Raw genomic sequence first — 11,863 nt, forward strand, 5'->3', positions numbered from 1 at the left:
AAGGCTATAGACCAGCCAACACAGCAAGAGCGGTCTGTCTCAAATCCAGGCCACCGCCAACAACCCCGCCCCCAGCACCACACACAATGGCGAGTAAACCCAGGTGTCGAGCCGGGCGAACCTCGATCCTTTGACCTCTTTGAAAAAACCCACCAGTTCCGAATCGCCAATGGCCCGGGCAAACAGCAAAATCGCGATCGCGCTGATCACCCACTGCAACGACCAGTGATGCAAGGGTGGCAGGCACCAACCCACCCGCAAGCACACCAGCACGGCAATCAACAGCAACAACCCGGCCACCACGAGGGTGATCCAGCCTCGCGGCTTGAACGCTGGCCTCAGTTGCGCAGTGCCCTCCAACGGTACTTGCGGGACCGCCGCCACCGCCGCCCACTCGCCACCCAACGCCCAATACACATGCACCAGACTGATCACGGCGAAGATCGTCACCAGCGACTGAGCCAACAACAGGGTCATGGTTCAGAGATCCTTGAAAGGGATATGAACAGAACATTGTAGGAGCTGCCGCCAGCTGCGATGTTTTGATTTTGCTTTTTTTAGACAAGATCAAAACATCGCAGCCTGCGCCAGCTCCTACAGGGTGGCGGAGACTTTATCCGCCACGTCCTTGGGCAGCCAGGCCCGCCAGACGTCCGGATGAGCCTTCATGAACGCCTGCGCTGCCTGACGCGGTGGCGTATGTTTCTCGCTCATCTCGGCCAGTGCTTTGTTCAAGGGATCGATCGGAAAGTCGACTTTGGCAAAGAACTCGGCAATCTGCGGATATTGCTTCTGGAAGGGGGTGGACACACCGATCGACAGCTTGGAGGCCAAAGAACGAGTCGGCCGTGGATTGGGGTTGTCGGCGTCGGTCAGGGTCTTCCAGGCTTCGGCGTCGAACGGCGGCTCTTCGAGTTGAATCAGCTTGAAGCGGCCGAGCAACGGCGTGGGCGACCAGTAGTAAAACAGCACCGGCTTGCCACGATGAATTGACGAACTGATCTCGGCATCCAGAGCCGCCCCCGAACCGCTGCGGAAGTTCACGTAGCTGTCGTCCAGCCCGTAGGCCTTGAGCTTCTGTTTGTTGACCACTTCCGAGGTCCAGCCGATGGGACTGTTGAGGAATCGTCCCTTGGTCGGCGCTTCCGGGTCCTTGAACACGTCTTTGTATTTTGGCAGGTCACTGACGCTGCGCAGGTCCGGTGCCAGCGGCTTGATGCCCTTGGCCGGGTCGCCCTTGATCACATACTCCGGCACCCACCAGCCTTCGGTAGCGCCCTTGACCGTGTCGCCGAGGCTGACGACCTTGCCTTCGGCTTCCGCCTTGACCCACACCGGGCTGCGACCGGCCCACTCCTCGCCAATGACCTGGATGTCATTGTTGGCCAGCGCGGTTTCCAGGGTGATGGTGGTGCCCGGCAAGGTGTCGGTCGGCAGCCCGTAGCCCTTCTCGACAATGATGCGCAGGACATCGGTAATCAGGCTGCCGCTTTCCCAGTTCAGGTCGGCGAAGTGGATCGGCGTCTGGGCGGCAGACACCGGGACGGGTGTCGCCAGCAAACCGAAAGTGGCCAGGACCGCAGCCAGCAACTGTCGAAATCCGTTCATGCTTTTGCACCTCGTGCTGTTCACAGCAATAGCAGGATGGCCTGGCAGTAGACCGCGAAGCCTCTGAATACTCAGTCCAATGACTGTAGTAGAGGTTCCTGCTTTCGAGGTGCGTGGATCAGTTTTCGCCAGTGTCCTGCAAACGCATCAGTTCTCGTCTGACCATGCTGGCGTATGGCGCCGGTTGCAGTTGGTAAAGCTGTGACGCCACCCAGTTCAGCCAGGCTCCTTGCAGAATGGTCTTCTGCCCGAACAGCCGCCGCGCTTCGTCTTGAGCACTGGCCAGGTTCTGTTCGTGGAAATCGGCGCGGGTCAGGGTCATCACTCGCTGGCCTTGAAGGTCACCAGCTCGCCTTTGCGCCACTTGGCCGCTTTGGCCGTCACGGCCTTGAGGGTCTTGGTCAGGCCTTCCTGCAACTGTTGATGGGCGGCGAACACCATCACCACGCTGTGACCTTCCTTGAACACGATTCCCTGACCGTCGGCCGTCGTCACGAAGGCGTAGTCGCCTATTCCGTAAACCGTCAGCTTGATGTCGCGGAACTTGATGTCCAGCTTGCCGCCTTCGCGACTGGGCAGCACGGACGCGCTGAAATGGTCGCCGACCTTGAGCTTGAGTCCGGGCTTGTCGTCCACCACCAGGGCTGATTCGGTGTCGATTTCGGCAATGTAGATGCCTTCGGCGTTCTGTTCGGTGATGTAAACGAAACGAGACTGAAACTGCTTGACCAGCTTTGCGCGCAAATCACCCAGCACAAACAAGGCATGCATATCGAGATTACTTACTGCCAAGGAAACATCCCCACATCTGAATAATGGTGCCGTGCGCGAAAAATGAACGCACAGCCAAAAAAGCGGCAATGCCGAAGGTGTAGCCAAAGAACCCGGGTTGAGAGTCCTGAATGAGCAGTGCACTCATTCATCACGAAGCTTGAGAAGACTACTGGAACGTCACTCGCGTCGTCCTGACTGGTGTTCGCCACAGACTGAAGGAAAACGCCCTTCCTGCTGCCGGAAAATTATGGACTATCAACTTCGGGGAAAAATCTCATCAAGAAAAAAACTTTTCCTACATATCGTCCGCAAAAAATTGCTTTAGATAAACATCATTCACCCACCAGTAGGGGTGATTCTAGAGCAGCGATGCTCTTGGAGACTAGCCAAAACGACGTACATACGTCGGTAAAACAATGAAAAGGACTTCATATGTGCACGCTGACACACTTTGCCTATCCCTTGGTGCCTGATTCGGAAACAGCACCGGCCCCGCACCCGACAAGGCTCGCCCTACATGAACCAGCTCCCGATGCCTCGGCCCGCCCACGATTTCAAGTGGTTATGGCGGGCATTGCCTTCTTTCACATCAAGGATATTTCTACAGGCAGTGTAAGAGGTTTCCGAGCCAATCATAACGAAGCCTGTGCCCTCGCCCGGCTCCTCGAATCACACGGTTGACAGGCCCACCGCGCTCGCCTCTATCGACGTTTCGTCTGCCCGCCGACTTATCTCAGCCGTCGACGGGCAACTGCTGCCATACTGCCCGCCCAATAAAACGGATCCGCAGAAAATCGGGTTGCGTTGACAACAACAATGTTTTTCCAAGGGAAGTCTGCAACGTGACGGAATTTGATATCGGCGAGTTTTTCATCCGGGGTGAAGCCAGAGAAGTCGAGGGTGAATTCCAGGCCGTGATTGTCATGCGCGCCAAACCACCGCTCAAGACCGTGACCTATCACCAGGTCGAAAAGGATCGCTGGTTCAAAACCCCGGATGTCGCCGCCATGGCGGCCCAGGAATCGGCCCGGGAACTCAAGGCCGCGGTCGATGCGGGCGCATTGAAAGCCTGATGATCGGGTTGGCGGTCTATGCTCATGGTTGCACTTGAACATCGTGATCGAACTCCACCGCTGCGGCGCCCTCGAATCCTGGGTGCGCCTCGTCCCTCGACCCGACTGATGACCTGCAAGGAGATGAAGATGGAATCACCGACCCATGACTTGAAAGGCCTGTTCGACCAGCTTGGCCTGGACTCCAGCCAGAAAGCGATCGACGACTTCATTGCCGGCCATTTCCTGCCTGACGACAAGAAACTCATCGACGCCGACTTCTGGTCACCGCAACAGGCCGGCTTCCTCAAGGAACAACTTCGCGAAGACGCAGACTGGGCGCGGGTGGTCGACGACCTGAACCTGCGCATGCACCAGACCCACTGACAACCTCAATGCAGGCTGCCAGGACTTTCGGCGTTCAATTGTGCCAGCCAGGCGGCCCTGCACTCCTCCGCTTCGTCGCGACTGGAGTACGCCGTGCCCCGGCGCTCGCCATTGAGTAACACGACCCAGCAAACCTTGCGTCCCATGGAGCGAAGGTTGGCAGGTACCCCGCTGCCGATCATGACCGCGACATCAACTTTGCCTTGCATGCTGCCCCCCCTCCGAACTTAATTAGCAACCTAATTAGTAGGCATGTTAATTAGTTTTCCGGCGAGGAAACAGCAACACCCTGCACAGGTTAATTGCAGAATTCGTAACAGTCGCCCGGCAGCCTTGTTTTTTAGCGCGGCTTTTCCGGCTTGTAGCCCAGGCGTAAACCACCCCAATGCCGGCCCTTGAGCATGATCGGTACCGAAAGATCGTGCATCAACTCGCCGGTATCACGGGTATAGGTTTGCAGTAGCACGGCCTTCTGATGGCTGCCACAGCGGATCCCGGTGCGGTCAGCGAACTTGCGTTTGGTCCGGTTCTGCAAGGCATCGACCTGCGCATCTCCCGTCAACGGCTGGCTGAACAGCTTGTTGTGGGTCGGCACATACCCCTGTTGGGTGCAGGCGATGGCGAACACCAATCCTTCATGACGCGGTAACAACGGCTCTTGAATCGCTGGCAATACCTGATCGGTGTAGCGGTCGAAACGTGTCTGGTACTTGGTCGGGCTGGTATTGGGGATGACCTGGTAATTGCGGTCGAACAGATCGTCGATGCTGATTCGACCGGCATCGATATCCGCTTCGAAACGCGCTGCAATCTGGCTCGCGGCTTCCCGGGCCAGGTCATAGATGCGCTGGTGATAGTCATCCAGCCCCACTTCGGCAAGACGCTCGCTGATGGTTTCGGCTTGCCCTTCCATTTGCACCGCCGCCTGGGCCAGGCGCTGTGTCTGCTGGTCGCTGACCACCAGATCGCTGCGCATCTGTCCGATGGCGTGAAACAGACTGTCGAGTTGCAAACGGTTGATGTCTGCCCCTTGGGCGATTTCCCCGACCTGGGACTCGACGCTGGCCGCCAGTCGGGCAATGTTCTCCAGGTGCTGGCCCGTGCGCTCGACCTGCTCGACGCCGGAGTCAAGGTCGCTGGACAGTTGGCGGATCTGCTCCACCACCTGCGCCGTGCGATGCTGGATGTCGGCCACCATTTCGCCCACCTCCCCCGTAGCGGTCGCCGTGCGTGCGGCGAGCCCGCGTACCTCGTCGGCCACCACGGCAAACCCGCGACCGTGCTCCCCCGCCCGCGCCGCTTCTATCGCGGCGTTCAACGCCAACAGATTGGTCTGGCTGGCGATGGACTGAATCACCAGGGTCACCCTCTGGATATCATCGCTGCGCAGGCTCAAGGCTTCGATCAGTTCACGACTGTTGCTGGCGCGCTGGCTGAGCTGATGCATGCGCGCGATGGACTCGATCAATTCCGTACGCCCGACCACTCCGCTTTGATGCGCCTCGCTGGCGGCACTGAGCGCCTGGCGACTGAGGGTCGAGGTGGCCTGTTCGGTGGTGATCATGACCTCGGCATTGCTGACGATCTGTGCCGCCGCCGTGAGCTGCGATTGCAGTTTGTCCGCCAGTTGCCGAACCGAAAACGCCACGCCGGCGGCCGACAGTGCGTTATGGCTGGTGGTGCAGGAAAGATCGCGAGCCAACTCGCCGATGGCATCGCGGTTGGCGGGGGCAGCAGCCTCAGGGGTCGCGCGCGCGCGCAGGCGAGGCAGCCAGACAATCAATATGGCCAGGGGCAGGCCAAGGTAGAGCGACCATCCGCCCAGCGTCATGCCACATAACAACAGCATCAGGGCGATGCTTTGCAGCGTTGGCGTCAGCCAGCGGTTTTTCGGCAACAGCACGGGTGCGGGCACTGCCGCAACCAGAGACCCGTCTCTTGTCATCATCGTCACCCCGTAAAGCTTCTAATTGTTGTCTTCGCATTAAACGCCACCATAAAGCCATTATCCATGAGCCTTTAGTCGCGAACGTTGCAGCAGATCAATAGAAGAACCGGGAAATCGAAGACGGCAGAAAACGAAGATCGCAGCCTGCAACAGCGCCCAACTTCAATTGCGTAGGAGCTGCCGCAGGCTGCGATCTTTTCAAGGCAGCCCGGATCAAAGGGGCTGCCTCGCAGAATCAGGCCTGACGCTGGTGCTTGTCGATTTGCTCGTGACGTTCCTGAGCTTCGATGCAGTACTTGGTGGTCGGGCTGATCAGCAGGCGCTTGAGGCCAATCGCCTCGCCGCTGTCGTCGCACCAGCCGAAGCTGTCTTCCTTGATGCGCTCAAGGGCTTGTTCCAACTGAGGCAGCATGCGCTGGTCGCGATCGATCGCATTCACCAGCCAGGTGCGTTCTTCTTCGACCGAGGCCGCGTCTGCCGGATCGGCCGGGGTGTCCAGGCTTTCGATGGCGATGCGGTTCTGCTCGATGCGCTCATGGGTTTCGACTTTCATGTTCTGCAACAGCTCGGAGAAAAAAGCATGTTGCTCGGCATTCATGTAGTCATCCGCCGGCATGGCCAGCAACTTGTCCTTTGTCATTGATATCTCTATAAAAAAACGTGCATTAAGGCGAATAAGGGAGCGTTCCGGCAGACCTGGGCAGGCCATCGGAAAGGCGCCGTTTGTTCCAAGCGCCACCCGGCACTCAATTTACGAGGGGCGGCAGTCTACGGCCGACTTGAGGCCTCAGCAACCGAAAAGACTGCGAATTTGTCCGACAAAGCCCTGAAAATGCTCTAAGGCAGGCTTTGAGGCGGTAATCGGAGTGCGTTTATAGCAAGAAATTCAATCGAGCGGCTGTATATAGAAGACAAACGGCTGGCACCGGGCATTATTCACGGTCATTTGCAGGGCCGCGAACCTCAGCTAAGGTTGTCCCTCCCGAAATGGCCATATAAAGGAAAGGACCATGAAGCTGATCGGTATGCTGGACTCGCCCTATGTCAGGCGCGCCGCCATTTCTGCCAAATGCCTGGGAATCGCGCTGGAACACCGACCGGTCTCGGTGTTCCGCCACTTCGAACAATTCCAGCAGATCAACCCGGTGGTCAAGGCGCCCACCCTGGTGCTGGATGACGGTGAGGTGTTGATAGACTCGACACTGATCATCGACTATCTGGAAACCCTGGCCGGCAACAGCCTGATGCCCGTCGAACCGGGTCAGCGCCTGCGCGCGTTGCGCCTGATCGGCCTGGCCCTGGCCGCCAGCGAAAAATCCGTTCAGCTTTACTACGAGCGCAACCTGCGGCCTGAGGATATTCAATTCGAGCCCTGGGTGCAGCGGGTCGAAGGACAACTGACGGCAGCCTATTCGGCGCTGGAGCGGGAGCTGGAAAAGCAGCCGCTGAAGACTGACGGTGCGATTGGGCAGGACGGCATCACCCTGGCAGTGGCCTGGAGCTTCACCAACCTGGTGGTGCCGGACCAGGTGAGTGCGGCGCGGTTTCCGCGGATCGCCGCATTCACGACGTATGCCGAGGGGCTTGAGGTGTTTGTCAGTACGCCGATTGACTGACGGATTCACTTTGCCTGTTCTGCCGTCATCGCGAGCAAGCTCGCTCCCACAGTAATTTTCGTCGTACGCGAGCTTTGTGTTCGACAACAATCCGTTGTGGGAGCGAGCTTGCTCGCGATGGCGTCGTGTCAGTCAACACATGAATTGCCTGTCAGCCCGCTATCGCGGGCTAGATGAAAGTTAATTTATTAAGTCGCGGGCAATTCTTGGCAAAATGCTCGCAACTTCGTATTGAACTGCTTATCAGGCCAGCCCTATGACCCGCATCTTGACCATCGAAGACGACGCCGTGACCGCCCGGGAAATTGTCGCTGAACTGAGTAGCCACGGCCTCGACGTCGACTGGGTCGACAATGGCCGCGAAGGGCTGGAACGTGCGGTCAACGGCAACTATGACCTGATCACCCTCGACCGCATGTTGCCCGAGCTCGATGGCCTGGCGATTGTCACCACGCTGCGGACCATGGGCGTGGCCACGCCGATCCTGATGATCAGCGCACTGTCCGACGTCGATGAGCGCGTACGCGGCCTGCGCGCCGGCGGCGACGACTACCTGACCAAACCCTTCGCCACCGATGAAATGGCCGCCCGGGTCGAAGTCCTGCTGCGTCGGCAGAACACCGTGACCGCCCAGGCCACCACGCTGCGGGTGGCGGATCTGGAGCTGAACCTGATCAGCCACGAAGCCAGCCGCGACGGTCAACTGCTGACGCTATTGCCCACCGAATACAAACTGCTGGAATTCCTGATGCGCAATACCGGGCAAATCCTCTCGCGGATGATGATTTTCGAAGAGGTCTGGGGTTACCACTTCGACCCCGGCACCAACCTGATCGACGTCCACATCGGCCGTCTGCGCAAAAAGATCGACCCGCCTGGCAATGCCCCACTGATTCGGACCGTGCGAGGCTCGGGTTATGTCATTGCCGAACCCGTCTAAAGGCTGGCGTTCTTCCAGCAGCCGTCTGCTGGCGCTCTACAGTTCGCTGTTCGTGATCTGGAGCGGGATCCTCATGGGGGTCATGTACTACGAGGTTTCCGCTTACCTGGACAACCTGGCCAAGCATTCGCTGATGCAACGCCAGCACCTGTTTTCGCGCTTCTCCGGCGAGCAACTGGTGGACGCCCTCGCCGTGAGTATGACCTTCGACATCCGCGGCATCGACGCCTACGGCCTGTTCGATGCCCAACACCGCTACCTCAGCGGCGCCTTGCGCTACATTCCGGACGGCTTGCCGCTCGATGGCAAGATCCACATGCTGCTCGATTGCGATGCCTCCGACGACAGCGACGAACAGACGCTGCCTGCCGACAGTTGCGACGCCGTGGCGACCCGCACCCTCGACGGCCGCTGGCTGGTGCTGGTACGCGACAACGGATCGTTGTTCGCCGTGACCCGGATCATCCTTCACGCCTTGTTCTGGGGTATGACCCTGACCATCGTGCCGGGCATCGTTGGCTGGTATTTGCTGCGCCGCCGGCCGTTGCGGCGCATTCGCGGGATTCAGGCCAGTGCCGAAGCCATTGTCGCCGGCGACCTGAGCCGGCGCTTGCCACTGTCCAATCGGCGTGACGAACTGGACATGCTCGCCGCCATCGTCAACGCCATGCTCGAACGCATCGAGCGCTTGATGAACGAGGTCAAGGGCGTGTGCGACAACATCGCCCATGACCTGCGCACGCCCCTGACCCGTCTGCGCGCGCAGCTTTACCGCATGCAACAGCAAGCCGGCGAAGGCTCGCCGCAGGCCATGCAACTGGACCTGGTACTGGCCGAGGCCGATACGCTGATGGCGCGTTTCCGTGGCTTACTGAGGATCTCCGAACTGGAAGACCGCCAGCGTCGCTCCGGATTCGTGCAAGTGGACCCGGTGGCGCTGCTGCAAGAACTGCATGAGTTCTACCTGCCCCTGGCGGAAGACGACGACCTGGTGTTCCAGTTGCACCTGCCCGCGTCATTGCCGCCCCTCCATGGCGACCGCGCACTGATGTTCGAAGCGGTGGCGAACCTGCTCAGCAACTCGATCAAATTCACCCCGCCCGGTGGTGCAGTGATTTTGCGCGGGATCAATGATGGCGGGCACACACGAATCGAAGTGCTCGACTCCGGCCCGGGCATTCCCGAGGCGGAACGTGAAGCGGTGTTCCAGCGTTTCTACCGCGCCGAAGCGGGCAATCACAAAAGCGGCTTCGGGCTGGGGCTGTCCATCGTCGCGGCGATTGTCAGCCTGCACGGGTTTACCCTGGAGGTGGGCAATAGCGAACTGGGTGGCGCGCGGCTGGTGCTTGATTGTCGGGAGAGTCTGATTCCGCAGGCCTGATAAAAATCTGCCTGAGCGGACACAGTACCTGTGGGAGCGAGCTTGCTCGCGATGACGGTGTATCAGGTAAAGATGTATCGCCTGACACTCCGCTATCGCGAGCAAGCTCGCTCCCACAGGGGCAAGCGCTCGACTACCACCGCGCCATCGCCGGTTTCCAGCCGGCGTACCCGCCCACCTTCACTGAGCTCGCTCTTGGGAATGAACGGAATCCAGTCCGGCAGCGAGTTGAAACCGCCAATCAATTGCCAGACCTGATCGGCCGATGCCGGGACCTCGATCGTTGATGATGCAGTTGCCAGGTCGGGGGCTCTCTCAAAGTTTTTGGGGCTCAGATGGCCAGGCTGTCGACGACACCGCCGTCGACCCGCAAGGCGGCACCGGTGGTGGCCGAGGATAACGGCGAAGCGATGTAGGCCACCAGATTGGCGACTTCCTCGACATCCGCCACGCGCTGGATGATCGATGTCGGCCGGGCCTTGCGCACGAACGCATCGGCTTCGTCCCGGGCGCTGCGTCCGGACTCGGCCGTGGCGTCCTTGAGCATGTCTTCCAGGCCATTGGTAAAGGTCGGGCCGGGCAGGATCGCATTGACCGTCACGCCGGTGCCGGCCAGGCGTTTGGCCAGGCCATGGGACACCGCCAGGTTGGCGCTTTTGGTCACGCCATAGTTGATCATGTCCGCCGGGGTCGCCACGCCGGATTCCGAAGACAGGAAGATCACCCGCCCCCAGCCCTGCTTGACCATGTCCGGCGTGTAATGCCGGGACAGGCGCACGCCGGAGATCACGTTGACCTCGTAGAAGCGCGTCCACTCACTGTCCGGGGCGTCGAAGAAATCCACGGTGTTGAAGATCCCGAGGTTGTTCACCAGGATGTCCGCCCGCGGTTCGGCGACGAACAGTTTTTCGGCGCCCTGAACGGTGCCGAGGTCAGCGGTCACCCCACGCAATTGCGCAGCAGGAACACGCTGGCGAATGCTCGCCATTGCCTGCTCGACCTTGGCCGTGTCGCGGCCGACCACCACCACGGTGGCGCCAGCCTCGGCCAGTGCCTTGCTGATGCCCAGGCCGATGCCGGCAGTGCTGCCGCTGACAATTGCGAGTTTTCCGCTCAAATCAATTTTCATGTTCAAGCTCCAGCAAAGGGTAAGGCAGTACGCTCGGACACAGCGCGAAAAGGTCGGAAAGAGTGTAGCCGCCGCTCGGAACAAGGGGCAGTTCACTCGTCTCGAAGGGTGTTTTACGGCTGTCAGAGCTACTTCATGAAAGCTACGGTCGCTTGCGCCGTTGCTTACGTGTACGCCAGAGTCCGCCGACTTGTGCGCACTCAGTACCGAATCGAGCCGCAATGCGCTGCTGGGTATTGTGCAGGTAATCATGCTGGATGAACTGGCGGTGAACCGGGCACTGGATCAGCTTGATTCGCCTCAGTAGCTTGGCCTGCACCCTCGCCATTGTGCTGTGAAAGCGGTCAATGGTCTGCAACGGAACTCAACGATAGCGATCCGGCAAAACACTCGTCGCACTGGAAAATTGCACAGCACATGGCGGCGCCACTATCGGGGCATTGATCGCCTGCAGGAACACCGGCTCGGAGTCGCGCAGGTACACCGGCATGTCGGTCACCGGTGGCATGGCCGGAATCTCGAAGTACATCTGCACCACCCAGCCACGGTGATAGCTGGCGTGGTTGACCACGTGCATCAGCATCGCGCCGGCGCTCATGGTGCCGCTTTCGCCTGAGACAAAGGTGAATTCCAGGGGCTTGTCCAGGGAGGCATCGGTTTGCCGGGCGCTCCAGTCGCAGTACCAGCGATCGATGGCTTTTTGCGCCATGCGCAGTTCGGACAGATCGGCATGCAGCAGGTCGTGCGAGGTCTTGAAGCCATGTCCCCGGCCTTCGAGGTGCGCCTGCCAGATGCAATCGACCACGTAGACGTGATTAAGGATGCCGATCATGTTTTTGAACACCGACACCCGTTCTTTTTTGACTTCGCCCGGAGGGAGCGCCGCGAGGCTGTCAAAGAGACGCTGATTGGCCCAGCGTTTGTAATCGGCCAGCAGGCAGGCAGTGCGTACGGTGATCATCAGAGTTCTCCGATGGCGGTAAGCGCACCCCCTAGCATAGACCCGATGGCCGCCCGGCAGTGCCAGC

The 11,863-nt window shown here is 59.6% G+C and carries 15 protein-coding genes and 2 pseudogenes; 7 read left to right on the forward strand and 10 right to left on the reverse strand.

The window, feature by feature from the left end:
- Positions 1–39 precede the first annotated feature (39 nt).
- The 4 genes from ACMDB8_RS17000 to ACMDB8_RS17015 form a co-directional block, all read right to left on the reverse strand.
- Complete coding sequence (locus tag ACMDB8_RS17000; protein ID WP_056723913.1) at positions 40–477, reverse strand: DUF3995 domain-containing protein; 438 nt, start codon at positions 475–477, stop codon at positions 40–42.
- A gap of 117 nt (positions 478–594) precedes the next feature.
- On the reverse strand, positions 595–1,608 hold the full coding sequence (locus ACMDB8_RS17005; RefSeq protein ID WP_409079431.1) for a glycine betaine ABC transporter substrate-binding protein: 1,014 nt from the start codon (positions 1,606–1,608) through the stop codon (positions 595–597).
- 118 nt (positions 1,609–1,726) lie between these two features.
- Positions 1,727–1,930, reverse strand: coding sequence for a hypothetical protein (locus ACMDB8_RS17010; RefSeq protein ID WP_056723908.1), 204 nt, complete (start codon positions 1,928–1,930; stop codon positions 1,727–1,729).
- Entirely contained in the window at positions 1,930–2,400 is a 471-nt protein-coding gene (locus ACMDB8_RS17015; protein WP_007986246.1) for a hypothetical protein, read from the reverse strand. The genes ACMDB8_RS17010 and ACMDB8_RS17015 overlap by 1 nt, the downstream gene beginning before the upstream one ends.
- A 414-nt stretch (positions 2,401–2,814) precedes the next feature.
- Here ACMDB8_RS17015 and ACMDB8_RS17020 point away from each other — a divergent pair, with 414 nt between their 5' ends.
- The 3 genes from ACMDB8_RS17020 to ACMDB8_RS17030 all read left to right on the forward strand — a co-directional run bounded on the left by ACMDB8_RS17020 (position 2,815) and on the right by ACMDB8_RS17030 (position 3,821).
- A complete protein-coding gene (locus tag ACMDB8_RS17020; protein ID WP_223541952.1) occupies positions 2,815–3,063 on the forward strand; it encodes a hypothetical protein in 249 nt (82 codons plus the stop codon).
- Positions 3,064–3,224: 161 nt separating this feature from the next.
- Positions 3,225–3,455: a hypothetical protein gene (locus tag ACMDB8_RS17025; RefSeq protein WP_056723906.1), complete on the forward strand. Its 231-nt coding sequence runs from the start codon at positions 3,225–3,227 to the stop codon at positions 3,453–3,455.
- Between the two features lie 129 nt (positions 3,456–3,584).
- Positions 3,585–3,821, forward strand: coding sequence for a DUF2789 domain-containing protein (locus ACMDB8_RS17030; protein WP_056723903.1), 237 nt, complete (start codon positions 3,585–3,587; stop codon positions 3,819–3,821).
- Between the two features lie 5 nt (positions 3,822–3,826).
- Here ACMDB8_RS17030 and ACMDB8_RS17035 read toward each other — a convergent pair whose 3' ends face one another.
- The 3 genes from ACMDB8_RS17035 to ACMDB8_RS17045 form a co-directional block, all read right to left on the reverse strand.
- Positions 3,827–4,030 carry a hypothetical protein gene (locus ACMDB8_RS17035; RefSeq protein WP_056723901.1) on the reverse strand — a complete coding sequence of 68 codons (204 nt, stop codon included), beginning with the start codon at positions 4,028–4,030 and terminating at the stop codon, positions 3,827–3,829.
- A 131-nt stretch (positions 4,031–4,161) separates the two neighbouring features.
- Positions 4,162–5,769: a methyl-accepting chemotaxis protein gene (locus ACMDB8_RS17040; RefSeq protein ID WP_409079432.1), complete on the reverse strand. Its 1,608-nt coding sequence runs from the start codon at positions 5,767–5,769 to the stop codon at positions 4,162–4,164.
- A 235-nt stretch (positions 5,770–6,004) separates the two neighbouring features.
- A complete protein-coding gene (locus ACMDB8_RS17045) occupies positions 6,005–6,409 on the reverse strand; it encodes a TraR/DksA family transcriptional regulator (RefSeq protein WP_007907888.1) in 405 nt (134 codons plus the stop codon).
- A gap of 370 nt (positions 6,410–6,779) precedes the next feature.
- On the opposite strand from ACMDB8_RS17045, the gene ACMDB8_RS17050 reads away from it, so the two are divergent.
- The 3 genes from ACMDB8_RS17050 (at position 6,780) to ACMDB8_RS17060 (ending at position 9,706) form a co-directional block, all read left to right on the forward strand.
- Positions 6,780–7,385 (forward strand): glutathione S-transferase, encoded by a 606-nt coding sequence (locus tag ACMDB8_RS17050; RefSeq protein ID WP_409079433.1) that lies wholly within the window; start codon positions 6,780–6,782, stop codon positions 7,383–7,385.
- 256 nt (positions 7,386–7,641) lie between these two features.
- Positions 7,642–8,325 carry a response regulator transcription factor gene (locus ACMDB8_RS17055; protein ID WP_046043625.1) on the forward strand — a complete coding sequence of 228 codons (684 nt, stop codon included), beginning with the start codon at positions 7,642–7,644 and terminating at the stop codon, positions 8,323–8,325.
- A complete protein-coding gene (locus ACMDB8_RS17060; protein WP_409079434.1) occupies positions 8,303–9,706 on the forward strand; it encodes a sensor histidine kinase in 1,404 nt (467 codons plus the stop codon). Before ACMDB8_RS17055 ends, ACMDB8_RS17060 begins: the two co-directional genes overlap by 23 nt.
- A 104-nt stretch (positions 9,707–9,810) precedes the next feature.
- Here ACMDB8_RS17060 and ACMDB8_RS17065 read toward each other — a convergent pair.
- Together ACMDB8_RS17065 and ACMDB8_RS17070 are read right to left on the reverse strand one after the other, a co-directional pair.
- Positions 9,811–10,008: pseudogene (locus ACMDB8_RS17065) on the reverse strand (SRPBCC family protein); the annotation flags it as partial.
- Positions 10,009–10,037: 29 nt separating this feature from the next.
- On the reverse strand, positions 10,038–10,835 hold the full coding sequence (locus tag ACMDB8_RS17070; protein WP_409079435.1) for an SDR family NAD(P)-dependent oxidoreductase: 798 nt from the start codon (positions 10,833–10,835) through the stop codon (positions 10,038–10,040).
- Positions 10,836–11,046: 211 nt separating this feature from the next.
- On the opposite strand from ACMDB8_RS17070, the pseudogene ACMDB8_RS17075 reads away from it, so the two are divergent.
- Positions 11,047–11,142 (forward strand): annotated as a pseudogene (locus ACMDB8_RS17075) (DUF6124 family protein); the annotation flags it as partial.
- A gap of 57 nt (positions 11,143–11,199) precedes the next feature.
- Here ACMDB8_RS17075 and ACMDB8_RS17080 read toward each other — a convergent pair.
- Positions 11,200–11,796 (reverse strand): DinB family protein, encoded by a 597-nt coding sequence (locus tag ACMDB8_RS17080; RefSeq protein WP_056723894.1) that lies wholly within the window; start codon positions 11,794–11,796, stop codon positions 11,200–11,202.
- Between the last annotated feature and the right edge of the window lie 67 nt (positions 11,797–11,863).

The sequence above is a fragment of the Pseudomonas monachiensis genome (genome assembly GCF_047345015.1).
GTDB lineage: Bacteria > Pseudomonadota > Gammaproteobacteria > Pseudomonadales > Pseudomonadaceae > Aquipseudomonas > Aquipseudomonas monachiensis.